The sequence below is a fragment of the Paenibacillus sp. UASWS1643 genome, assembly GCF_008693195.1.
GTDB classification, from domain to species: domain Bacteria; phylum Bacillota; class Bacilli; order Paenibacillales; family Paenibacillaceae; genus Paenibacillus; species Paenibacillus amylolyticus_B.
The window spans coordinates 1-22,907 of record NZ_VXKZ01000111.1 but is presented as its reverse complement, the minus strand read 5'-3'; the positions used below and the strand labels follow the sequence as shown (position 1 = coordinate 22,907).

Below are 22,907 nucleotides of genomic sequence, written 5' to 3'. Positions count from 1 at the left end.
AATTCAACTTCGTAACAACTACAAAAATTAAACACCATCGGGCGTAAACTTTCAATGAATCTGGATTGCATCTTGAAGCTAATTTTATTAAATTAATATATATGTGATTTTAGAAGAGTGATGGTAGGGAGTTGTGCAGATGATCAAAGCAAATGGAGAGCCCCAGTTCCTTCCTTTATATGAGGCGTTGGCAAGCGAAGTCAGATGGAGAATCATGGATATGATAGCAGATCGCGAAATGAATGTGAAAGATATTGCCGCAGCATTGGAGCTTAGCCCCTCCATTGTCACGATGCATATTCGCAAACTGGAGGATACGGGTCTAATTGGCAGCAGACGAGTTCGGATCAACGGAGGCACGCACAAATTATGTTACCTCAAGCAAAATCAGATTGAGATCGAGCTGCCATCCGCAAGCCAAACTTCACGAACCAGAGAACAGACGATAGCCGTGGGACACTACACTGCTTTTGATATTCACCCTACCTGTGGGCTAGGAACACTTGAAAAAGAAATCGGCGTATGGGATGATCCGCGTTACTTCCTTGATCCTGAGCGGGTACACGCCGCTATCCTGTGGTTTGGGAAGGGCTATGTTGAATATAAAACACCGAACTTTGTCCTTCCTGACCAGACAACCGATGCGATTGAAATTTCGATGGAACTGGCGTCTGAAGCTCCGGGATTGCGAGATCATTGGCCTTCGGATATTCGCTTCAACTTCAATGGCATTTCACTTGGTACGTGGACAAGCCCTGCCGACTTTGGCAGAGCAGCACGCGGCAAATATACGCCAGAATGGTGGCATCGAAATGTGAATCAGTATGGATTGTTGAAGACTATTCGTATTGATGCCTACGGTACCTATATGGATGGTGAGCGGATGTCAGACGTTACTCTCGCGGATATTAAGCTTAGCGAACCGTTCTGGACGCTTCGTTTTACGGTTGACGAGGAAAGCCCCAATGTAGGGGGATTAACGATCTATGGTGCCGGTTTTGGTAACCATGATCAGGATATTGTTATTCGTGTACTTCAGATCTGAAGTAACCGCATAGGGTAGGTGTGATATCATCCGATCTAGCATTAGAAGAATGACCTGCCTATGTATTAACAATCAGTTTGTGTTTGGAACAACCTTCTCAATTGATTAATATGAGCTTGATGATAACGGTTATGGTCAGCCATGTGCCATAATCCCCAACGTATCGTAGCTTGCTTTTCGTTCTGATGTCCAAAAGTAACGACTCGATCTAGATCAGCATCCGCTAAATGTGCGCATGTCTCTTTTAGAAGGGTTAATACACCCTCATATCGAGAGATAAGTGTGTCACGTGACACACCTTGAACCAGCGGAAGTCTATTATTTTCATCAATCATAGGGCCATACTGCTCTATTAAACGCTGAGGAAGGACAGCTCCCTCTATTCTATAAACCCAATTCATATCAACGAACGTAATATGTCGGATTAATTGAGCTATACTATTAAACTGGTTGTTTTCCCCTTTGTAATCCACCTCTTCTTGCGACATACCTTCTGTAATTGATTTAAGTCGTTGGCTATTTTCTGTTACAGCGGATAATAACATCCCCACAACAGGTGTCATATTGGCTTCTCCCTGTAGGTCGTGAATCATAGTCATCACTCCTCCTTTACCTTCGCTCTTTCTTTCAACAGGTCCTTAATTTCTCTTAGCTCTGATAATATTTCTTTGGTGTGCTGGCTATTTTTTGAGTTATCTATTCCAACTTTCACAACATAAATACCGAGGAACAGATAAACCACCAACATAATGATCATTCCCATGTGCATTTCTCCTTCCCAAAAAACAAAATTCTGTTAGGAGAATCACTCTCCCCCGTACTCTCTTTCCAACTGATTCCCGTGAAATGCCTTCAAAATAAAAGCCCGATCCGGAACGTTCAACCGTTCAAACGATTGCAGATACTCCCTATTGTCATATGGAACGCCAATGAATCTCACATTCAGTTTGCCCTCTTGGAGATCCACGATCCCATATCTGGCAATGGCAAGATCGTTACAGCCTAAAGCTCCCGGATTCATATATACTCTTTGATCTGTTTTATAATAATGAAGAATATGATGATGACCAAAACAAACCAAATCATGGGCTGTCCCCTGATATCTTGCATCCAATTTGGTTCCGGATGGTTCTTTATCGATGACATCCAACTTGTCGTTGTTCATATGATAGTGAGTCAAAAGGAACTGACGTCCTTCTACCTCTTTTTCAACAAATTTCGGTAGAGCTTGTATTCTCTTGATCGATTCCGCACTCAAATGTTGACCAATCCATTCATGATGCTCAGCTATGCCTTTATGCCCTTCTAATGGACCCTTATTTTGGAGCAAACTCAATACGGCCTCTTCGTGATTCCCCGAAATCGCTATCATATTTTTACGACTGTACAACATCTCGATCACTTCATTGGAGTAAGGGCCAATACCGATTATATCCCCCAAACAAAATGTATGTTCAATGTCTTCTCTGGAATCGATATCAGCCAATACCGCTTGCAGCGCAGGAAAATTCCCATGAATATCGGTTAAGATGGCAACCTTCATTGTGATTCCTCCTCTGGAATGTACATCGTCTGAATCTCCTGTACGCCCGGAATAAAGCCTAGATTCAGATACACAGACTCGGCATCATTCCCTTGCATCACATACAATCGCAGAACAGGATACTTACCCTTAAGTTCATTTAATGCTCTCTGTAACATCAGCGTAGCCAGACCTCTGCCTCTATAGGCGGGGAGTACTCCGATACTGTATACAGCAGCCTGATTATCCTGCAAGCACAAGCGACAATTGGCAATAAGCTGTCCCGTTTCCTTATCGTATACAAGCGTTGAAGCATGGGTCAGAATTTCATTCGTATAATTAGGGTCATCGCTGGGTATAAAATCTGACAGAGTGGTATGTTTTCTTCGTGTAGCTTCAAGACTTCCTGCAAAACTCTCCAGGTCACATTGAGCAATCTCATCTTCATTCACATATGTTCTAGTGCCGGTTTCACTTTCAATAATCTCTGGACTCTTCACGGTTACCCTGCTGTCCCATTCGACTTCAAAATGATCTGTAGGCCGCTGCATCCAGCGACATCTGAACTCCACTGGCCAGAATCCAGCTCTTGCGTATAGATCGACTTGGTCTGGAAGAATCTCAAAGGTCAGAATGCGTTTGGTGCGATCCGACCAATGTACTAATGTATGCTTTAGAAGCTTCAATACCTCAAAGCACTGCTGGAATGGCGGAATAAAAAACAAATGATACATCCGGTTAGGCTCCATTCTCACGCCACCTATTTTGCTTTCCCCCTTGTAAATCCAGTACGCACTGATCTTGGAAGAACTGAACTCCTCTTCTCTGAAAAATCCGACATAACGCATATCATAATAAACCGTGCAATATAATCCCCATTCGGCAAAATCAGCTTTGCGAATCGAATATTCATCCGACAGATCATATTGAAGAATATCTGTAGACCATTCCGTTAAACTCATACGTCATTCCTCCTCAATTCTAATTACATGTACTGCAATCAAAGAACCTTTCTATACGCCACCCCGTGAACATGAATTAACACATGCTCCGCTTCCAAACGTTCGAAGAAATCCAACATGTCCTTAAACGGATTCTCGAAATACGAAATCAGGTATGCAAGCTCTGGCGTTGTTTTTATAAAATTGTAAAAAAAGTAGGGGTCCATGTTGCCCGCATCCTCTGGACTACCAAGGAAAACCTCCAATGTCTGCCCTGTTTCCGTATTCTTGAACATACAGTGCTCGCCATGAACATCAAAATACCAGTTTCCTGTTAATTCTTCTTCTCCATGGATTACATCCGCATTGGACAGCAGATGGTACGCCCCTGCGAGAATTGCCGTGCGATCAGGCTGATCGGTTTCCAATATCAGTTGGTCTATCAATTGCCGCGCAATTTTTTGGTACATATCCATTGCCATTAATAATTCTTCCGTGATTTCCTGTGTTATCGATTTCATCATTTCAGATCCTTTGTCCTTTCCAATGAAGATGAACTGCTAGACCTTGCGGTTAGGAAAGAGAAGATAACGTATCCAAAAAGTTGAACCGTAAATACAATGGCGACAAACTCAACCATTATGCTGTTCGCTGCATTAAAATCATTCACAAGATCCACAAAGATCTTCCCCGGTCGGGATAATATATCCCACGAATTCCACCGATTAAATCTGCCAATGTAGACCCCTATACTGCTCAATAGCAAAATAACACCGACAACCATCATACTAATGTACTTATTTATTAATTGGTTTAACATTCCGTGGATTTGATTGATCGAACAAGTCGAGAGCAGCAATCCGATGATCGCTACGGCAAACGTCAGGGTGAGTCCATACCAAAAATCAATATTAACCCAAAATCTAACCTCCCCTTGAGCATCAAAATATCGGAATGAATGCAGAATCTCCGTAAAAAGGTAGACCGCATTGGGCAGAAAAAAGAGCCATACTCCACACATCAGCCCCATACATATCATGCTCGTTGTGGTTAATTTCTTATTGAATATGTATCTAATGCAGGATGAGATGATGAATGGTACCCATGCCAGGAACATATCCCAACTTAAAAATTGATACATATTTGTATCTGTATGGGCACGTAAATACATCACAACACCTAGACAACAACAAGTAGCCACGAGCAAGGTAACGATGAGTCGGAGATCTTGAACCGGATGTTTGTTATCTTTCATTTCTTTGCTTCTACTTCCTTTTCCTTGATGAATGTTATAAGTTATAGATACTTTTTAAATGCCTTGCTGGATTCTCCGTTGTACCCCAATTTCGTATAAAAATCATGTGCTTCGTGTCTGGATGATCCACTGGTAAGAAACACCTTCATACAATTTTTCTGTACACATATGTCTTCCACATATTTCATCAATTCAGAACCATATCCCTTGCTCTGCACATGTTCCGTAATGATAACCCGCTCAACGACGCCGAAGGGTCTATTTTCAACCAAAGCATCCAGACAAATATGTAAATGAGCCGTGCCGATCACCTGATCATCCATTTCATACACAAACAAGAAACTGTTTGGGTTATTTCGAACCTCTTCAATCCGTTCTGCAAGCACCTTTGTGTTTAAGTTGTTCGGCAATAATTCTTGATACAGCCTTTCGATAACCGCTGCATCCCTGGCTTCCGCCTCTCTTATCATTAAGCTCCCTCCCTATTACCTACTTGATAACTTAAAATGATATCACCGTTGTCCTCGAATTCACCCGTGTCCTGAAATCCGCAACGCTTATACAGCGCATCTGCCGCACTGTTATGCGGGACATGGGATACCCTGATTTGCTGGCAGTCCCTTCTATCTTGCAACGTACGAATCACTTCTTGGATGGCCCGTTTACCGTAGCCCTTCCCCTGATGCTTCTCATCAATCATGAAGCGCAGAATCCAGTAATACCCGTCATGATAGACCTCGTTATCAAATAAAATAAAACCGACCATCTGATCCTCTGCGAAAATGCCGTATGGTTTGGACGTAATTTCCTTCGTTGCATGAATCAATGAATCCGCATTGCTTGCGACCAACTCCAGCTGATCTTCCCGTGGTTTAAGGTGGATGCACACAAGTTCATTTTCTTTGGTTATGGGTTGTAGGGTTACTTTCTTCACATCCACAATCCTCTCTCCTTTCAGCTTATTTACTAGATTTTCTTGATCAACATAATCTCCAGAGGTTGTGTATCCAGCAAAAGAGCCCCTGCATCAACATACCCCAGCTTTCGATAGAAATGTTGGGCATGTTCGTCTGATTGCGTTGAAGTCATCACCGTATCAAAGCCTTGTTGCTTCATTAAACTTTCCCAGTGATGCACCACTTTTTTACCATATCCGCCGTTTCGATAGGGTTCATCAATCCAGATCATATTCATAAAAGGAAGGTTGTCCCAAAAGTAACCGTACCTCATCCATCCAACTCTTGATCCCTCGTTCTCGTCCCATAGGATGAATATTTCTTTCTCACTAATCTTCGTTTTCACAAGTGGCTGATGGATATGCCGATCTCTATCAATGATATAGTCGTAGTCAGCTTCCGTTGCATATTCAATCTTCATTCGTATTGCTCCCTTCATTAACTACCTCCATCATAACCCAAAATGTGGTAGTTGCGAACAGTTCTTTCCTCTTTTTCTCCCATGCCAAAAAACCACGGTTTCCCGTGGCTGCACCCACTCTATTTTCCTCAATCAGCTGTTGATCCGCTGACCAATTGCCCCTTGTACCATACGGCCTGCCGCGCAGATCGCCGCGCAACGGCTTCCGCCGAACAACTTGCATGCACCAATACAAAACTTGCGGTGTCACCTACCTTCGGCCAGACTTGTTCCCCTTGTGAATCCAGCGGTGTAATGCCGCCTGTTACCCATGTCAAAGATTGAGACAAGGACAGTTCGTCACTATATCCATACAGTTCTGCGAATCGTCCCGCTTTCTCAAGCAGATCCCCATTGCCAAAAGGAGACCAATGATCTGTCAGGCTGTCTGTGGCCAGCTTCACGTCCACGCCCATACGATGGAGCATGGGAAGTGGCATCATCGTTCTGCCAATGGGCACCGTGGAAGCAATGCTCATCCCGAGCGAGGCCATTCGCTGCGCCATATCTTCTGCTTCCTGCCGCTCTGCGCGGGCGAACCAGAACGCATGACTTACCGTAACTTTACCCTGAAGCCCTGCTGCTTCGGTCAAATTCGCGAGTTCCAGCAGCGTTTGTTTGCCGGCCTGCCCGCCATCATGCAGATGAATATCTATGCCCGCCTGGTGCTGAACGGCCAGTTCAACCATGGCGTTCAGTGATTTCTCGATCTGTTCGTCCACCGTATGAGGATCAAGTCCGCCCACATGCGTTGCACCTTCCTTCATCGCTTGGCCCATAAGCTCCACTGAATGGGAGCGAAGCAGTCCATGCTGCGGGAAAGCCACGATCTCCGAAGAGATTTTGCCCGAAAATGATTCCAGAGCCTGCCGCGTCGCTTCCAGTCTTTTCAAGCCACTGACAGGTTCAATATTGCAATGACTACGTACATGAGTGGAGCCGTATCCCTGGATCGAGGTCAGTATACTCTCCGCTTGACGCTTTGCATCTGGTAGCAACTTGGGCAACAAAACCTTCTCTTCTTCAATGCGATCGAAAATACTGAAGATACGCTTAACGGCTGTCCATGGCCCATCGTAGTAGGTTTTATCCAGATGAATATGTGCCTCCACGAACGAAGGCAACAGCAAAAGTCCCTTGCCATCTACTTGTGGTAGATCGCTAGACAGCCGGTTGTTTCCTTCCACAATCTCCGCGATCACTCCATCTTCAATCCGCAGATGAGCGGGGCTTGTCCGTGTCCCCGTCACCTGTTCTCCCTCCCGAACATACCCCCGCTCCACAGTCACGTTTGTTAACCAATAAGCCTGCTTCATCATATCATCCCTCTTTTCTTACCCGGCATTACGTCCCCCGGATACCGATTGATCTATGATCCATGGTACCATACGGTTTCACCGGGCAAAAATACGTAAAACGTTGGTGTTCCATATGCGGAACGTTTGCATTCGATGATGATGATGATTGACTGACTGACTGAGACTACAAACAAAAAAAGCACACAATTATCCCTTTGTTAGTATAGGATAATCGCGTGCTTCGCAATTTGTAGTTATTCAGTTATGGTAACTTTAACAATAATTATATTATCAATCAACATACTAACACTTACCCATTCAACCGCCAACTCTCCACTCCACTCGTGTACATTTTTGCACTCTCATCATTAAGCAACATGTGTCCCACCATTACTCCGTATAACAATCGTCGTACCACGTACACATATCATAAATTTGACGGATGGTTCTTAAAGGCTTGTCTACTGCAGGACCATTACTATGATTATTGTGGGTTAGTTTATTTGATTGTTATCTTCCCGCTATTTAACATCAAGTGTGATGTACCATCATCTATAAAGGTCTATTCGTTACTACGATACAAGTTCAAAACATTTTTCTAAATGGTACTTGAAAATGAAGAAATAAGCCGCTTGTAAGGGGTACGAGCTGGCTTATTTCTTCATTTATATGTTTTATCACTTTTCGGAATGAATTATGATACCTATCCTCAATTTGAGATTAACAGAAGCAACTTACTTCCAGCCCAAAGTAAATACCCAACTTGGGTGATGATATACATTGAGCGTTCCATACCTGTTAATGGCCTTTGTCTTTTAATTCTTCTTAAGTGTAGGAAGTAGAAAAAGGAACCAACAAGTAAAAAAATCACTCCTAAATCATTAAGTGTGCTTAACATGAGTATCTTAATCATCTCCTTCCCTGTCTTCCTGGTTACATTAGCGATCACCAGGAAATCAACAGCTTTAACAACCCTCATTTTACATTATATACAATTTTTAAGGAAACAGAAAAATCCCTTTTGTATGCCGCAACATACAAAAGGGATTTGGATAGATCCGTTTAGCCGGCTGGTGCCGCTCCACACGTTAAGCCAAATACAAAAATGGCTACGGGACTTAAAATGACACCACCGATTGCTAGAACTCCAGCAGCAGCAGCCCACTGTTTTGCCTCGACATAACCCAAAAATTCATTTAGGAGATCGCCACTAATTCCTACTGCATCTTGCCAGCATCTCTGCCATGCATTGCTTTGAATCGATATGCTGTTCTCACTATTGATGTATTGAATCATAGCGCGTACGCCTTGCTTTTCCTCTTGGTTAAACGTTGATTTCGCCAAAGCTTGCTCATCAATGATATATAGACCACGTGCTTCATCCTTATGAGCAATGTTCTCAAAAATATACTCTAATTCAGCAGCCCATGCACGAAGTTCTTGATTAGAAACGTTCTTCTGTTTTGCTGCTGCATTAGATGCAGGAGCAAGGATAGTTCCTATCGCTAATACAAAGATGAATGTAAATGCATAGAATTTCTTCAACATGTACAAATTCCTCCCTTATGAGTTTTAGGTTTTTTCATTCGATAAAACAGAAAAACTATTAACTCCCTATACGCACCCCCTCCAATATTCATCTAACAACTTATTGAAGTATGTCATAGAAGTCACGATTACAATTATACCAATATTTAACATTAGTGGCAAGAAAAAAATAGAATTATTTATTACTTCTACCTTTCTTTAACATTAATTATCTATCAATCAATGATAGCTCACTTATCATGACAGACCAGAGCGTCGCGGATCCGTCAACACTCTTAGAAGAATAAGATGTATTGATCGATTTTCTCCAGAAAGTCGAGAAATTACTGAATATTCTAACCTCTGAAGAAGTCACAGAAGCAAAGCAAACATTCAAGGACAGTGTCATCGCCTCGTTGCAACATTATGGAGACACTAATCAAGAAACCTTTTCTCTCGCTAGTGATTTACATGCGCTAGGTTTCCTAAGGCGAGATGAATCACGTTCTATTGAGCCGTTAGAATGCCATCAGTTCCTTCAAGGAGCTTCTTTCTTTGTCTTTGGCATCCAAATGGTCGGACATTGAGCATTCTGACTGGCCGTGATAAAGAAGCATATCCTTTAGCAAAAATTTAAGCATCGTAGACCAGATAGAAACCTTGCAGAAGGAAATTGGAGGCATCACTTTCCTTATGATTTAATGGACCTTGAATTCGCTGAAGGAGGGCGTTCAGCCTATATTATTCATAAAAAGTCTCAAGCTTTTGCTCCTTACCAGTTCCTACCTCAATACATGCCAAAAAACAGGCACAATACGTGCCTGCCCTGTCCAATCACCTTCATCTTCTTGATTACGTGAGTCTATTAAAAATGAAACCGCGCATGCCCTCCATCGGTCACGCCTTCAATCTGTTCGATATCCAGCAGTCTACGCTTCATATCCAGGCCTCCACGGAACCCGGTCAGCTTGCGATTAGCCCCGATAATACGGTGGCATGGTAGCAGAACCGGAATTGGATTGGCCCCATTGGCAGCCCCAACTGCTCGCACAGCCGAAGGTCTTCCAATTGCAGCAGCTATATCACCATAGGTCCGAATTTCACCATAAGGCACACGCCCAAGCTCTCTCCATACCTCCTGCTGAAAGTTCGTTCCGATCAAGTCCAGTGGGATCGCATCTGTATAAGCCATGGGCTCTCCTGCAAAATAGGACTGTAACCAGTCCATCATACCTGTTTGTTTCAGAGTGTGTTCGTTCTCTTCCAGTTCCACGCCAGGTGCAACTTTTTGTATCCAGCCGTTCCAATCCTCCAGTGTTTCGTTGGGCATGACCACTCGGCACAATCCCTGTTCCGTAGCGAGCAGCACCCATGGACGACCGTCCAACTGCATCGTGGTGTACATCAACTTTTTTCTCATTCGTTTATCGCCCTCTCCCCGGTGGAATGCTTATTGCTAGGACTAGGAGGTACCTTGCTTCTTCACCTTACGTTTCATACTACGAATCATCTGCTTGCTCTCCGGATCAACGCGATAAGATTCCGTGATTTTCTGAAGTGCCTTATTATACGTAAAATCGTCCAGGGTATTATGGTTCAGATAACGCATGGTCACCTCAGGTTGTTTCACATAAGCCATTGAGATGGCCCAAGCAACTGCCATTTTCACATAATACGCCTCGTGCCTAATCTGATCCAATGCGGATAGAACCTGTTCGATATATCTCTCATTCAGATAAAAATTCAACAGCATGACCACACCAAACCGGATTTCATATTCCTGATCTGATCTCAGATACGGCTGCAAGAACGCCCACATGGGCTCCGAATGGACCTTCGTATATTTCAGTCCCGCACAGAAGCTGTCGCATACCGACCAGTTATCAATCTTCGGTACAAATGTTTCAATAGCCTTTAACAGCTCGTCCAGATCAGCCTGTACATGACCAATGACCATTGCTTGCAACATCACTTCTTCAAAATATTCATCCTCTGCCGTTTCCAGATACGTGCGCCAGTCCCCGGCGGCAAGCTGCTTGGCAATTTTTCGTAAGGCTGGCAACCTTACACCAAGTACATTCGTGATGTTGGGAATAAGTGCAGCCGAGAATTTCTGATATTCCGGCTCGACCATGCTGAGCAATTGTGTTCTTATATCTACTTCCACTAGCGCATGTCCTCCTCGTCTGTTGCTGTACAACAAGTATATCCTTGCAGCGGCTGTTTGTAAGCCCATATCGAATGTTTGAGCAAGATTACAATATCATTTTGGGACTCTCATTTTTTCTCCATTTGTTTAACCGCTAACCCATTTCGTTTAAAAATATGGAGCTGACCGAATAGAAAGGAGTATCGATATGAACGGACCTCATACCAAGAAAGATTTCTCCGTGGAGGAGATCACCGAACAACTCGTGCAACATGTACAATCCCGGAACCTTCCCGATTTTTATAAATTGGTGAAAGAACTGCATCCCTACGATCTCTCACTTGTATATAAAAAGTTCCCTGAAGAAGAAACCAATCGGTTTCTGCTCTTGTTCAAACCCGATGCTCTGGCGGATCTCGCCGAGACCCTGAAGCTGCACGAACAGATTCAACTGTTTGAACGACTCGGGCCGGAACGAACTCTTGAAGTCATGCAGCAGATGGACAAAAGTGATCTGATTCGGTTCATGCACGATTTGCCTGCCAAACGCAGAGAAGAATTGCTGTCCAACATGAACCTGGACCACTCTGCTATTATTCGGTCTGTACTTAATTATCCGCCGGAGACAGCAGGGCGTATCATGACAGATCGGTACCGGACCCTGCTCTCTCACGAGACAGCCAAGGAAGCCTTACGTCAATCGCAAGGTACCATGCACATCTCCGCCTCCAGTTACCTCTATGTGACGGATGATGAAGGCAAACTGGTCGGTGTCGTGAGTTATCGCTCTCTTGCCTTGGCAGACGACAAGACCCAGGTTGAAGAACTGATGACCCGGCGGGTGATCCATGCAACAGTGGATATGGACCAGGAGGAAGCGGCACAGCTTCTGCAACGCTATGAGTTTATTGCACTTCCGGTGGTAGATGAGAATCACAGGTTATGCGGTATTATCCAAATGGATGATGTCATCGATATTATTATGGATGAAGCCAGTGAAGATTTGGCCAAGATGGGTGGTGGCGGTAAAGATATCGACTTTGATACCAAACCACTCGTTGCCGTTAGACGCAGACTCCCCTGGCTCATTCTGCTTCTGCTGATTGGACTAATTTCGGGAAGCATCGTGGATTTTTTCGAGGATACGCTGAATCAGGTTGTGGCGCTGGCATTCTTCATGCCGATGATCGCGGGTATGACCGGTAACACAGGAACGCAGTCTCTGGCTGTTGTGGTACGCGGACTGATCGGACGCAAACTCGACAAAGCCACCGTACTCGCACTGATTGGTCGGGAGATCAAAGTAGGCACAATGATTGGCTTGGTATGCGGATTACTGATCACCGTCATTGCTTATTTCTGGCAAGGGGATTGGCTGCTGGGCGCGATTATTGGGGTATCTCTGTTCCTCACTCTTGTCATTGGTACACTGACCGGTACATGCATCCCGCTTCTGCTTAGTCGTTTCAAAGTCGACCCAGCTGTTGCCTCTGGCCCACTAATCACCACATTGAATGATATCTTGTCCCTGTTTATCTATTTTGGAATCGCCACACGTTTCCTCGATGCCTTGATGTAGATAAAAGTGGTGCATACGGCAAAACAGACCTGATCCTGAGATCAAGGTCTGTTTTTTTGATTGTATCACGTGCTACGCCGATCTTTTATTTTTATTATAGATATCAAATGCTACAGCGAGCAGCAGTACCAATCCTTTAATCCCCTGCTGCCAGTCAATACCGAGACCAATCAGGGACATCCCGTTATTAAGCACACCCATGACCAAACCACCGATGATGGCACCAAATACCGTACCTATGCCGCCTGAAGCGGAAGCACCACCGATGAAGCAGGCCGCAATGGCATCCAGCTCGAAGTTGGTACCCGCCCTTGGCGTTGCAGCATTCAGACGTGCGGCGAAGATCAACCCGGATACTGCGGCAAGTGTACCCATGTTTACGAACACCCAGAAGGTTACCTTTTTCGTTTTGACTCCGGACAGACCTGCGGCCTTCTCATTACCTCCGAGTGCATACACATGACGTCCCATAACGGTACGATTCATCACGAAGGAGTACACAACGATCAGGACAAACAGCAGAACCAGGATATTCGGAATACCCGCATAACTCGCGAGTACAAAGGTAAACAGATTCGTCACGACAGCCACCACAATCAACTTGAGCAGAAACAGTCCTTGTGAAACGACCTCAAATCCATATTTTCGCTGGGAGCGGCGTTCTCGTACTTCATTAACAATGTACCAGACGGTGAGCACAAGACCCACAATGATGGATACCAGGCCGAAACCTGAGAATTGAATGTCTGCCAGGAAGCCCGAGCTTATTTTCTGGAATCCACCCGGGAAAGGAGAGATCGATTGCCCCTCCAGAACGATCATCGTTAAGCCGCGGAACAGCAGCATCCCTGCCAGCGTCACGATAAATGCCGGAATCCGCACATATGCGATCCAGAAGCCTTGCCATGCACCGATCAGAGCGCCAACGAGCAAGGAAGCGATAACCGCAAGCCAAGCCGGAAGCTGCCAATCAACCATCATAATCGCGGCAACCGCACCAACAAAGGCTGCAATGGAACCAACAGACAAGTCAATATGTCCGGTAATGATGACCAGCACCATTCCGATCGCCAGCACCAAAATGTAGCTGTTCTGCAAGATCAGATTCGTTATATTAATCGGCTTGAGTAATAATCCACCCGTCAGTACCTCGAACAAAAGCATAATTACAACCAAGGCAATAATCATGCCATATTGACGAATATTATTTTTAAACAGTTTTGTTATCATTTCCATGCTTGCCGCCTCCAGACTTGGTCATATATCTCATCAATGTTTCCTGCGATGCTTGCTCCCGGCTGACTTCGCCGGTGATTCGCCCGGCATTCATCACATAGATCCGGTCACACAGGCCAAGAACCTCCGGAAGCTCGGATGAGATTACCAGTACACCCTTGCCCTCAGCAGCAAGCCGATGAATAATCGTATAGATTTCGAATTTCGCTCCCACATCAATACCGCGGGTAGGTTCATCCAGGATAAGAATATCCGGCCCGGCAAAAATCCATTTGCTGAGCACCACTTTTTGCTGGTTGCCACCACTCAAATTACCGGTCTTCTGCAAAATACTTGGGGCTTTGATGTTCATGCTTTTTTTCATCTTTTCCGCTACTAGCACTTCTTCGCGCTCGTTCACTACCGCGTTTCGCGTCAGCTTGCTGAGACCCGTCAGTGAAATATTGCGCTTGATGTCATCCATCAGAATGAGTCCGTATTCCTTGCGGTCTTCTGTCACATAAGCAAAACCGTTCTGAATAGCCTCTGTGACGGTATTGTTGTGGATCGGTTTACCATTCTTAATGAGTTGACCCGAAATATTCCGGCCATAGGATTTGCCAAAGATACTCATGGCAAGCTCTGTACGCCCAGCACCCATCAGCCCGGCAATACCGACAATCTCACCACGTCTGATATTCATATGGATCTGATCCAGTACTTTCCGCTCGGCATGATGTTCGTGATATACCGTCCAGTCCTTTACCTCAAGGATAACTTCACCAATGGTGGCATGACGCTCCGGATAACGGCTGGTGAGATCACGTCCTACCATTCCGCTAATAATCCGGTCCTCCGTCACTTTTTCCTTCTTCATATCCAGCGTCTCAATCGTCTTGCCGTCCCGTAAAATGGTTACGGAATCGGATACCTTGGATACTTCATTCAGCTTGTGCGAGATCAGGATACAGGCGATGCCCTGTTTCTTGAATTCCAGCATTAATTGCAGCAGATTTTCACTATCGTCCTCGTTCAGAGCAGCCGTTGGCTCATCCAGAATAAGCAGTCTTACCTTCTTGGAGAGCGCTTTCGCAATTTCGACCAGTTGCTGCTTACCTACCCCGATGCTGGATACCAGCGTGTTCGGATTTTCGCTTAATCCCACTTTCGAGAGCAATTCGCGGGTACCCACAAAAGTTTCCTTCCAGTCGACGATTCCTCTGTTCGCACGCTCATTGCCCAAATAGATATTCTCTGCGATCGAAAGGTAGGGAATTAGGGCCAACTCCTGATGGATAATGACGATTCCCAGATCCTCACTCTGCTTAATATCCTTGAACTCACATTTCTTGCCCTGAAATAAAATGTCGCCTTCGTACGTGCCATGTGGATATACACCACTCAACACCTTCATCAACGTAGATTTACCTGCGCCATTTTCACCACATATGGAATGAATTTCGCCTTCACGAACTTTCAGATTGACATTTTCCAGCGCTTTGACGCCTGGAAAGGTTTTGGTGATGTTCTTCATTTCCAGAATAATTCCGGCCATGGGATGTGCTCCTTTCATTTATTATTTCAGTCCGATCTCTTCCTTCGTGTAGTACTGGGTCCCCACGATATCCTGCTCCACATTTGTACGGTCCACGGAGATGGGATCCAGGAGATACGCCGGAACAACCTTAATACCGTTGTTATATGATTTTGTATCATTCACTTCCGCCTGTTTACCTTGCAAAATGCTGTTGGCCATCTCTACTGTCTTCTCGGCTAGCTTCCGCGTGTCCTTGAATACGGTCTGCGTCTGTTCCCCGGCCACAATCGACTTGATCGAGGCAAGTTCAGCATCCTGTCCTGTTATAACGGGCAGCGGCTTGTTCGATGTACCGTAACCGATCCCTTTCAAGGATGAGATGATACCAATACTGATTCCATCATACGGAGATAACACGGCATCCAGATGATCACCCGAGTAATAGGCACTCAGCAGGTTATCCATTCGTGACTGGGCTAATGCCCCGTCCCAGCGCAAGGTCGCAATCTGGGCCATCGTCATCTGCTTGCTGCGTACCACCAGTTTGCCGGATTCAATGTACGGCTTAAGCACAGACATCGCGCCGTCGAAGAAGAAATAGGCGTTATTATCATCAGGAGAGCCGCCAAACAGCTCAATATTATACGGTCCTTTTCCATCCTTGAGCCCAAGCTTTTGTTCGATGTAGGAGGCTTGAAGCACACCCACTTTGAAATTGTCGAACGTGGCGTAATAGGTCAAGTAAGGCGTATTGCGAATGAGCCGATCATACGAGATCACTTGAATTCCCTCGTCATGCGCTTTCTTGATGACATCCGTTAGTGTGTTGCCATCCACGGAGGCGATGACCATCACATCCACGCCTTTGGTGATCATGTTTTCAATCTGTGAAATCTGATTCTCAACCACGTCCTCAGCGTACTGAAGATCGGTTTTGTACCCCTGCTCCTGAAACAGACGGACCATGTTCTCCCCGTCTCCCACCCATCGCTCTGATGATTTGGTTGGCATCGATATACCGACATATCCCTTTTCCTTACTGCCTGTGCCACTCTCTGCCAGATTGCAGGCCGAGAGCATCAAGGTCATCACCAGAAGCCAGATGAGCATTGCTCCTTTTTTCATATGAAGTTCCCCTTTCCTCACGTTATACGGTTCTGAATGAGTTATTAAGATAACGCTTACAATACATATAGTGCATCATGTTGCTTGCTGTTCCTGTCTGAGACCAATGGTAGCATTCGGGATGCCACAAGGTCTTTGCACGTTTTGAACCTTTTTTATAAAAATTTAACTTTTGATGGAAACGAGAATTGCGAGCACAGTCGACGAAGGATCGTTTCAGAGTCCAAAAAAAAAGGACATGCTCCACTTCGCTTCACACGAAGTAGAACACATCCTTCTCATTCATCGTACATCACCTATTAGTGATCAAGTGTAATTATATTCGATTCGCTGAAGGACGATCAGCTGTCCCTCCATTCTTTCGATACTGCGCAGGCGATATACCCATTGTTTTTTTGAACGCGGTGCTAAAATAATGCTGGGTATCATAACCTACACGCTCAGCTATGGTGTGAATTGGCAATGTTGTTGCGTCTAATAATTGTACAGCCTTGCGAATGCGGGCATGCGTGACAAGTGTGACAAAGGAATCATTCAGCTCTTTCTTCAACACACGACTAAGGTATACGGCAGATACTTGTAGACGGAAAGCGAGCGATTCCAGGGTCAGTTCCCGCTCGGCATACTCTTCGTGAATAAGTTGTCGCGCCCGGCGAACCAGAGGGGACAACTGCACTTCTTCGTATACCCGTTCACGGCAATGGCGGTACGTTTCCGGCGTTTCTTCCAGTGTCCCTGTATGTGTCTCCACATGAGCATGAATGGCAATATTCAGGCAAGAACTGATCTGCTTTTCCAGAAGGGACTCTATTTCTTCGGGAGCTTCCCGCCACAGACACATGCCGATCAACCCGCTTGCGTCCCGGAACAGAACATGCGGCAGGTCTGACAGCAGTTCACCGATTATATTTTCCACTGCATACAGAAACAACTGACGATCATTCTCTCTCAGTATCGTCTGACGCGCTTCAGCGGCAGGCCAGCGTACGACCCCGATCTGCACAGGTGGGACGGCGGGTAACCGCAAAAACACAAGCTGCTCGGTCAGATCTCTCCCTTCAGCCTGCCCCTCCAGCCACTCCAGCATAAATCGCTGGCGAAGCAACGGGATATTACGTTCAATCTGATGAGCTGCCTGTTGTACATATGCCGTCCTCTGGTGCTCTTCAGTAAGTCGCTGATGCAATCGCTCAAGTGCAGCATGTAATTGTTCTGCTTGCACAGGTTTTAAGATGTAATCCTCTACGCCAAGACGAACCGCCTCCTGCGCATATGCAAATTCATCATGTCCCGAGATAATCAGGTAACGACAGCCCGGGCACTTCTGCTGAAGGGCACGGATTAGTTCGATTCCGTTCAGGAATGGCATATTCATATCAACGAGAACAATATCCACACCCAAATCAGCCGCCCGTTCCAGCGCTTCCTCGCCATCTTCCGCTTCACCAACAACCTCCATCCCGAGAGTTGTCCAGTCAATGGCATCCCGAATTCCCTCACGAATGATCGGTTCATCATCAGCGATAAGCACGCGGTATTTCTTCGCCACATGGCTATCCGGCGTAATCTCCATTACTGTAGTCAATGCCGATGTCTCATCTGTTTCAGTGGAAGTTGTCACGGTCGACTTCATGAATTTTCCCATTCACTCTCCTGCCTCTCTTCGTTACTGATTTGCTTGGTTGCCGGGAGCTCTCGCATCAACGGATGAATAATGGTCACATTAGTTCCTTCCCCTTCCTGGCTCTCCAGCACAATACCGTACTCATCGCCAAAGGACAGCCGGAGACGGGCCTGCACATTCAACATTCCATAACTTTTGCCTGTCATCCCAGGCGAAGACGCTTCCAAACTTGCCAAAGGAGCTTCGAGCAGCTGCTGCATCTCGGCAAGCCGTTCGTTGGACATGCCTGCTCCATTATCCTGAACGGTCAGCAGCAGTCTGTTATGTTCCAATCTGGCCTCCACCCGAATGTGTCCCGGCCCACGCCTGCCCTTGATTCCATGATAGATTGCATTCTCTATCAGGGGCTGAAGCAGCAGCTTTAAAACAAAAAGATCCCGCAGTTCCTCTGGAATATTCAATGTATACTGAAGACGATCGCGGTATCGTGTCTGCTGAATTTGCATATAGCTGGTCATATGCTCAATCTCGGAATGCAGCGGAATGTAATCCTGTCCTTTACTAAGCCCTATACGAAATAATCGAGATAACGCACCAACCATGCCGGATACATCTTCTGCACCCTCTTTGCGTGCCATCCAATGAATCGTATCCAAGGTATTGTACAAAAAGTGCGGTTTGATATGCTCCTGCAAACTTCGTATTTCAGCGTCGCGTTTCTGCCGCTCCCTCAATTCATTTAGTGATATCAGTTGTCGAATCTGTACCAGCATTCGGTTATAACTGTTGCCAAGCATGCCAATCTCGTCAGCCCGGTCGCTCCAGCGACCTGGTCTGAGATTGCCGGTCTCCGCCCTGCGCATATAGGACATGAGCCGGAAAATAGGCTGAGCAATGGAACGTGAGAACCATAAAGAGGCGCTCAGGCCAAACAAACACACCACAAATACAAAGCTAACCACGTAAAACTGGATTTGGCGTACTTCGGATATCGAGTCTCTCGTGGGAAATACCCCTACCGTTCTCCAACCCGTAAAGGTAGACGACTGATACATGAATAATAACGTTCCACCTTCTGTATCGGCGGTAAATGTTCCACTCTCACCGGAGGGGAACCAGTCTGTGGGAATGTGTTCTATTAGCGGGTGCTCCGGCTTGTATACACTTTGACCTTCAGCATCCGTCACCATCACATAACCGGATTTCCCCAAGGTTACATTACGGGCAGCCTGAGAGACGGACCTTAGTTTAAGATCAATCATAATAACACCCCGCACACGTCCTGACGCTTCATCCGTTATGGAACGTGCAACCGATACAATCTCATCATCCTTGTACCGTACATGTGTCGTGAGATTACGCTCTTTCGGCTGACCCAGCACCATGAAGATGCCCGGATTGGCCGAAGCTTTTTGATACCAATTTTCCTGAATCAGGCTCTGTTCCGCTCGGGGATACATCTCGTTGCTAATATAGTCACCACTTGCATTGACGAGAACAATCCCGGCGATTTCAGGATACAATGTTGTGAATCCCTGCAAGGTTTGTTTGATGCCATATAACCGATTTTGCTCAGCTTCGGCAATTGTGCCCATGTTCATCGGTTCACTGTCTGCATCATCATCATTCAACGGCATTTTGTCGTTCAAAAAAGCCTCAATATCCGGGTCAAATGCAATCAGATAGGTCATATTCTGCAAATTCTCCATTTTGCTGTTAAGAGCTTCATTCACTTTGCCAATCAGTTGCATGGTATGCCCTTCAACCTGTCGCTCAACTACCCGCTCCACCGTCCAGTTCACAAGCAACCCAAGCCCTACGGAAGGTACAATGGCAAATAGCAGAAAAAGCAGCATCAGCTGGTACCGAAGGGGCATATTACGCAAGCGTAAACGCCGAATCCCATTCTTAAAAGTGGAGAGAATTGCTCTCCTGCTCCAAGGCCTTGGACTCTTGAAATCCTCCTTGTTATTTGGCATAGTAATCATCCACATCCGAGCGTGTCACCACAGAGATCCCTGTGTCCACCATCACGGGAAGCGGTGCATTTTCACCGGATGAGGATGGGGCAGGGACCGTTAATTGGTGATGCAGATGGAACAAATATTGGAGTGACCAATATCCCATATTCCAGGTTCCCTGTGCAATTGTAGCTGAGATCGTACCGTTCTTGATCATATCCAATGTGGCCTTATTTGTATCAAACGAAATAATCTGCAATGGATGTCTGTCCCCGGCAGTTTGAACGGCTTCCCCCGCCCCTGCTCCTCCGGTGGCTTCAGTCACAAAAATACCCGCCAGCTCGGGATGTTCCTTCATCATTCTCTGTGTTTCGTCTCTGGATACCATCGCATCACCGTGTCCGTCTGCAACTTCAACGATCTGCATGGAAGGGTATCTCTCCTTGATCGTATCGCGGAAGCCCTTCGTCCGCTCTTCATGATTTTGTTGCCCAGGCAAGGTTAATACTGCGACCTCTCCCTCACGTCCCAGCAGTTCAGCCATTTTATCGGCAGCCATTACACCTGACTTGTAATTATCTGTCCCTAGAAAAGAATAGGCCTGGCTATCAGGTGCATCCGCGTCGAATAAGACAACAGGGATATCTGCGTCGATTGCCTTGTTGATCGCTGGTACTAACGATTGTGGATCGATTGCAGATATAGCAATGCCTGCGGGCTTACGAGCGATAGCCTGCTCGATTACCATGGTCTGCTCCTTCGCATCATACCGGGTAGCCCCGCGATATTCTACGGTCACGCCAAGGGCATCCGCGGCATCCTCGAATCCTTTGAGTGGGCTCTTCCAATACTCCAGCCCGGACTGGAATGTAATCATGATATACGTCTCTCCGATATCGCCGCGCAGCCCACGGTCCTCCCACGAACTGTTTACCTGACTGGTGTATTCGAATCTCAACACATACAACGCAAATGCTGAGATTAGCAAAATGTAAACAAGCAGCATTTTTTTCATTCCGTCACTTCCTCAAGTTGTCTGATCACCTTGTACTTCGTTTAAATTGTAAACGCAATCATTCAAAAAGAAAACTCCCCCTTATCTTTTTAAAAGGAAGCTCCTGTTGCGAACGGTGTACCTGCTGCAATAATGTACTATATGGTTTCTCCCTCTGGACGTATGATCATGGAACTAAACTACACCAGAGGAGAGCATCATCATTATGAATCTTGCATCTTTTTTAATCTACTGCATCGTCGTTACATTCACCCCTGGCCCCAGCAATATCGTAATTCTTTCTTCTACACAGATCGTTGGCGCACGAAAAACAATGCGCTATGTCTGGGGAGCTACGTTGGCATTTGGTCTGCTGCTTACCGCTTCAGCTTTTCTTAATCAGCTTCTTGCAGGAGTGTTACCCGGAATTCTGAAGGTGATGCAGATTGTCGGCGGCCTGTACATGGTGTATCTGGCTTACCAGATCTATAAGATGGGTACCACCGAGGATGCACCGAAACAAGTGACCGGATTCTGGAACGGTTTCATCATGCAGTTTGTGAATCCAAAGGTGGTCTTGTTTACGTTCACAGTCATCCCAAGTTATGTATTGCCCTTTTATCAAAGTTCATTCTCATCGTTTCTATTCGTGTTGCTCATTACCTTCATTGGTTTTCTGGCCTACTCCAGTTGGGTTGTTTTTGGCACAGTTTTCAGAACGTTGCTGAATCGCCACCAAAAATTACTGAGTATTCTCATGGCCCTTTTTTTGTTATACTCAGCCATTATAGTATCCGGATTGATCTAAGGCTTGGGAGGTGTGCTGCATGGAACGGTTTAACTATAAAAAGTCACAAGACGTGCTGGCACTATCCGCCAGCTTTACTGATTTTGCATATAAAAAACATTGCCACGAAGAGTATGCGGTTGGCGTAACCCTGCGCGGCATTCAACAATACAACCTGGACGGACAATATCAGGCGTCTCACCAAAATGGTGTCATGTTGTTTAACCGTGAACAGTCCCATGATGGTAGCTCCTATGATAGAGAGGGCATTGATTACGTGATGCTGTATCTGAAGCCGGATTTGGTAGATGAGATTATAGGCAAAAAGGAATTGCGTTTTGGAAATCCCATCGTCTATGATCCCGAGCTTGCACGGAAGATCCTGATGCTGAACGATGCCGTTCAGCACAGACAGGACGAAGCCGAGTGCAGCGAACGGGTCTTCGATCTGGTTCACCTTCTGGCTCAGAAGGAGATGCATCCCAAGCTCTGGTTGCCTCAGGACAGTCTGGTTCGAAAAGCCAAGGAAATGATGTTTTGCAGCACCGAAGATGTGCTTAGGCTGGACAATCTGAGTTCCGAATTCGGCATGTCCAAGTTTCAGTTTATCCGTGAATTCAAGGCACAAGCCGGCATATCCCCCTACCAGTTTTTCTTGAACTGCAAGGTCGAGCGTGCCCGTCAGTCCATCGAAATGCAGAAGGACGTCTACGCTGCTGTTGCCGATTGCGGATTCGTTGATCTGACCCATCTGAACCGGCATTTCAAACGGGTATTTGGCGTCACAGCTTATGAATACATGTTGCAATTGAATTAGATCTATCGGATCGATAGTCTCACTCCAATTGGATACAGTTTTGACGTCACTCCTGAAAATCCCCGTATAGAACGTCAAAGTTTTCTTAACGCTCTGTACGGGGATTAGTTTTTTT

At 45.8% G+C, this 22,907-nt stretch carries 24 protein-coding genes; 5 read left to right on the top strand and 19 right to left on the bottom strand.

Going from position 1 to position 22,907, the window contains the following annotated elements:
- Positions 1–139 precede the first annotated feature (139 nt).
- Positions 140–1,045 (top strand): ArsR/SmtB family transcription factor, encoded by a 906-nt coding sequence (locus FE296_RS18185; protein ID WP_150365890.1) that lies wholly within the window; start codon positions 140–142, stop codon positions 1,043–1,045.
- Positions 1,046–1,110: 65 nt separating this feature from the next.
- Here FE296_RS18185 and FE296_RS18180 read toward each other — a convergent pair whose 3' ends face one another.
- The 11 genes from FE296_RS18180 to FE296_RS18130 all read right to left on the bottom strand — a co-directional run bounded on the left by FE296_RS18180 (position 1,111) and on the right by FE296_RS18130 (position 9,025).
- Positions 1,111–1,638, bottom strand: a complete 528-nt coding sequence (locus FE296_RS18180) for a DinB family protein (protein WP_150365889.1) — start codon at positions 1,636–1,638, stop codon at positions 1,111–1,113.
- Between the two features lie 5 nt (positions 1,639–1,643).
- Positions 1,644–1,808, bottom strand: coding sequence for a hypothetical protein (locus FE296_RS32850; RefSeq protein ID WP_190945325.1), 165 nt, complete (start codon positions 1,806–1,808; stop codon positions 1,644–1,646).
- 42 nt (positions 1,809–1,850) lie between these two features.
- Positions 1,851–2,588 (bottom strand): metallophosphoesterase family protein, encoded by a 738-nt coding sequence (locus FE296_RS18175; RefSeq protein WP_150365888.1) that lies wholly within the window; start codon positions 2,586–2,588, stop codon positions 1,851–1,853.
- Positions 2,585–3,529 carry a GNAT family N-acetyltransferase gene (locus tag FE296_RS18170; RefSeq protein ID WP_150365887.1) on the bottom strand — a complete coding sequence of 315 codons (945 nt, stop codon included), beginning with the start codon at positions 3,527–3,529 and terminating at the stop codon, positions 2,585–2,587. Before FE296_RS18170 ends, FE296_RS18175 begins: the two co-directional genes overlap by 4 nt.
- Positions 3,530–3,567: 38 nt before the next feature.
- The gene (locus FE296_RS18165) at positions 3,568–4,029 is read right to left on the bottom strand and encodes a DUF6896 domain-containing protein (RefSeq protein ID WP_150366026.1); all 462 of its coding nucleotides are present in this window, start codon (positions 4,027–4,029) and stop codon (positions 3,568–3,570) included.
- The gene (locus FE296_RS18160) at positions 4,029–4,763 is read right to left on the bottom strand and encodes a DUF1361 domain-containing protein (protein ID WP_150365886.1); all 735 of its coding nucleotides are present in this window, start codon (positions 4,761–4,763) and stop codon (positions 4,029–4,031) included. Before FE296_RS18160 ends, FE296_RS18165 begins: the two co-directional genes overlap by 1 nt.
- A gap of 41 nt (positions 4,764–4,804) precedes the next feature.
- Positions 4,805–5,233: a GNAT family N-acetyltransferase gene (locus FE296_RS18155; RefSeq protein ID WP_150365885.1), complete on the bottom strand. Its 429-nt coding sequence runs from the start codon at positions 5,231–5,233 to the stop codon at positions 4,805–4,807.
- Positions 5,233–5,703 carry a GNAT family N-acetyltransferase gene (locus FE296_RS18150; RefSeq protein ID WP_190945324.1) on the bottom strand — a complete coding sequence of 157 codons (471 nt, stop codon included), beginning with the start codon at positions 5,701–5,703 and terminating at the stop codon, positions 5,233–5,235. Before FE296_RS18150 ends, FE296_RS18155 begins: the two co-directional genes overlap by 1 nt.
- A 26-nt stretch (positions 5,704–5,729) precedes the next feature.
- On the bottom strand, positions 5,730–6,140 hold the full coding sequence (locus tag FE296_RS18145; RefSeq protein WP_150366025.1) for a GNAT family N-acetyltransferase: 411 nt from the start codon (positions 6,138–6,140) through the stop codon (positions 5,730–5,732).
- Positions 6,141–6,268: 128 nt separating this feature from the next.
- On the bottom strand, positions 6,269–7,495 hold the full coding sequence (locus tag FE296_RS18140; protein ID WP_150366024.1) for an amidohydrolase: 1,227 nt from the start codon (positions 7,493–7,495) through the stop codon (positions 6,269–6,271).
- 1,044 nt (positions 7,496–8,539) lie between these two features.
- Positions 8,540–9,025, bottom strand: a complete 486-nt coding sequence (locus tag FE296_RS18130; RefSeq protein ID WP_124115693.1) for a hypothetical protein — start codon at positions 9,023–9,025, stop codon at positions 8,540–8,542.
- 293 nt (positions 9,026–9,318) lie between these two features.
- On the opposite strand from FE296_RS18130, the gene FE296_RS32845 reads away from it, so the two are divergent.
- The gene (locus tag FE296_RS32845; protein WP_124115692.1) at positions 9,319–9,591 is read left to right on the top strand and encodes a hypothetical protein; all 273 of its coding nucleotides are present in this window, start codon (positions 9,319–9,321) and stop codon (positions 9,589–9,591) included.
- A 278-nt stretch (positions 9,592–9,869) separates the two neighbouring features.
- Here FE296_RS32845 and FE296_RS18125 read toward each other — a convergent pair whose 3' ends face one another.
- Both FE296_RS18125 and FE296_RS18120 read right to left on the bottom strand, forming a co-directional pair.
- Complete coding sequence (locus tag FE296_RS18125) at positions 9,870–10,424, bottom strand: methylated-DNA--[protein]-cysteine S-methyltransferase (RefSeq protein ID WP_124115691.1); 555 nt, start codon at positions 10,422–10,424, stop codon at positions 9,870–9,872.
- Between the two features lie 42 nt (positions 10,425–10,466).
- Positions 10,467–11,171, bottom strand: coding sequence for a DNA alkylation repair protein (locus tag FE296_RS18120; RefSeq protein WP_124115690.1), 705 nt, complete (start codon positions 11,169–11,171; stop codon positions 10,467–10,469).
- Between the two features lie 190 nt (positions 11,172–11,361).
- On the opposite strand from FE296_RS18120, the gene mgtE reads away from it, so the two are divergent.
- On the top strand, positions 11,362–12,732 hold the full coding sequence (gene mgtE, locus FE296_RS18115) for a magnesium transporter (RefSeq protein WP_124115689.1): 1,371 nt from the start codon (positions 11,362–11,364) through the stop codon (positions 12,730–12,732).
- A 72-nt stretch (positions 12,733–12,804) separates the two neighbouring features.
- Here mgtE and mmsB read toward each other — a convergent pair whose 3' ends face one another.
- From mmsB to FE296_RS18085, 6 genes are all read right to left on the bottom strand, one after another.
- Positions 12,805–13,968: a multiple monosaccharide ABC transporter permease gene (mmsB, locus tag FE296_RS18110; RefSeq protein WP_150365883.1), complete on the bottom strand. Its 1,164-nt coding sequence runs from the start codon at positions 13,966–13,968 to the stop codon at positions 12,805–12,807.
- Positions 13,943–15,502 carry a multiple monosaccharide ABC transporter ATP-binding protein gene (gene mmsA, locus FE296_RS18105; protein ID WP_150365882.1) on the bottom strand — a complete coding sequence of 520 codons (1,560 nt, stop codon included), beginning with the start codon at positions 15,500–15,502 and terminating at the stop codon, positions 13,943–13,945. The genes mmsB and mmsA overlap by 26 nt, the downstream gene beginning before the upstream one ends.
- 21 nt (positions 15,503–15,523) lie before the next feature.
- The gene (chvE, locus tag FE296_RS18100) at positions 15,524–16,609 is read right to left on the bottom strand and encodes a multiple monosaccharide ABC transporter substrate-binding protein (RefSeq protein WP_150365881.1); all 1,086 of its coding nucleotides are present in this window, start codon (positions 16,607–16,609) and stop codon (positions 15,524–15,526) included.
- A 316-nt stretch (positions 16,610–16,925) separates the two neighbouring features.
- Complete coding sequence (locus FE296_RS18095; protein ID WP_411860589.1) at positions 16,926–18,230, bottom strand: response regulator; 1,305 nt, start codon at positions 18,228–18,230, stop codon at positions 16,926–16,928.
- A gap of 8 nt (positions 18,231–18,238) precedes the next feature.
- Positions 18,239–20,110, bottom strand: coding sequence for a cache domain-containing sensor histidine kinase (locus FE296_RS18090; protein WP_150366023.1), 1,872 nt, complete (start codon positions 20,108–20,110; stop codon positions 18,239–18,241).
- Positions 20,111–20,201: 91 nt separating this feature from the next.
- A complete protein-coding gene (locus FE296_RS18085) occupies positions 20,202–21,209 on the bottom strand; it encodes a substrate-binding domain-containing protein (protein WP_124116413.1) in 1,008 nt (335 codons plus the stop codon).
- A 205-nt stretch (positions 21,210–21,414) separates the two neighbouring features.
- Here FE296_RS18085 and FE296_RS18080 point away from each other — a divergent pair, with 205 nt between their 5' ends.
- Together FE296_RS18080 and FE296_RS18075 are read left to right on the top strand one after the other, a co-directional pair.
- Entirely contained in the window at positions 21,415–21,996 is a 582-nt protein-coding gene (locus FE296_RS18080; protein WP_091020334.1) for a LysE family translocator, read from the top strand.
- Between the two features lie 19 nt (positions 21,997–22,015).
- Complete coding sequence (locus tag FE296_RS18075; protein ID WP_150365880.1) at positions 22,016–22,792, top strand: AraC family transcriptional regulator; 777 nt, start codon at positions 22,016–22,018, stop codon at positions 22,790–22,792.
- Positions 22,793–22,907: the final 115 nt, after the last annotated feature.

Coding starts and splice junctions, on each gene's coding strand:
- FE296_RS18185 (WP_150365890.1), top strand. CDS start 140: ATGATCAAAGCAAATGGAGAGCCCCAGTTCCTTCCTTTATATGAGGCG.
- FE296_RS18180 (WP_150365889.1), bottom strand. CDS start 1,638: ATGATTCACGACCTACAGGGAGAAGCCAATATGACACCTGTTGTGGGG.
- FE296_RS32850 (WP_190945325.1), bottom strand. CDS start 1,808: ATGGGAATGATCATTATGTTGGTGGTTTATCTGTTCCTCGGTATTTAT.
- FE296_RS18175 (WP_150365888.1), bottom strand. CDS start 2,588: ATGAAGGTTGCCATCTTAACCGATATTCATGGGAATTTTCCTGCGCTG.
- FE296_RS18170 (WP_150365887.1), bottom strand. CDS start 3,529: ATGAGTTTAACGGAATGGTCTACAGATATTCTTCAATATGATCTGTCG.
- FE296_RS18165 (WP_150366026.1), bottom strand. CDS start 4,029: ATGAAATCGATAACACAGGAAATCACGGAAGAATTATTAATGGCAATG.
- FE296_RS18160 (WP_150365886.1), bottom strand. CDS start 4,763: ATGAAAGATAACAAACATCCGGTTCAAGATCTCCGACTCATCGTTACC.
- FE296_RS18155 (WP_150365885.1), bottom strand. CDS start 5,233: ATGATAAGAGAGGCGGAAGCCAGGGATGCAGCGGTTATCGAAAGGCTG.
- FE296_RS18145 (WP_150366025.1), bottom strand. CDS start 6,140: ATGAAGATTGAATATGCAACGGAAGCTGACTACGACTATATCATTGAT.
- FE296_RS18140 (WP_150366024.1), bottom strand. CDS start 7,495: ATGAAGCAGGCTTATTGGTTAACAAACGTGACTGTGGAGCGGGGGTAT.
- FE296_RS18130 (WP_124115693.1), bottom strand. CDS start 9,025: ATGTTGAAGAAATTCTATGCATTTACATTCATCTTTGTATTAGCGATA.
- FE296_RS18125 (WP_124115691.1), bottom strand. CDS start 10,424: ATGAGAAAAAAGTTGATGTACACCACGATGCAGTTGGACGGTCGTCCA.
- mgtE (WP_124115689.1), top strand. CDS start 11,362: ATGAACGGACCTCATACCAAGAAAGATTTCTCCGTGGAGGAGATCACC.
- mmsB (WP_150365883.1), bottom strand. CDS start 13,968: ATGGAAATGATAACAAAACTGTTTAAAAATAATATTCGTCAATATGGC.
- mmsA (WP_150365882.1), bottom strand. CDS start 15,502: ATGGCCGGAATTATTCTGGAAATGAAGAACATCACCAAAACCTTTCCA.
- chvE (WP_150365881.1), bottom strand. CDS start 16,609: ATGAAAAAAGGAGCAATGCTCATCTGGCTTCTGGTGATGACCTTGATG.
- FE296_RS18090 (WP_150366023.1), bottom strand. CDS start 20,110: ATGCCCCTTCGGTACCAGCTGATGCTGCTTTTTCTGCTATTTGCCATT.
- FE296_RS18085 (WP_124116413.1), bottom strand. CDS start 21,209: ATGAAAAAAATGCTGCTTGTTTACATTTTGCTAATCTCAGCATTTGCG.
- FE296_RS18080 (WP_091020334.1), top strand. CDS start 21,415: ATGAATCTTGCATCTTTTTTAATCTACTGCATCGTCGTTACATTCACC.
- FE296_RS18075 (WP_150365880.1), top strand. CDS start 22,016: ATGGAACGGTTTAACTATAAAAAGTCACAAGACGTGCTGGCACTATCC.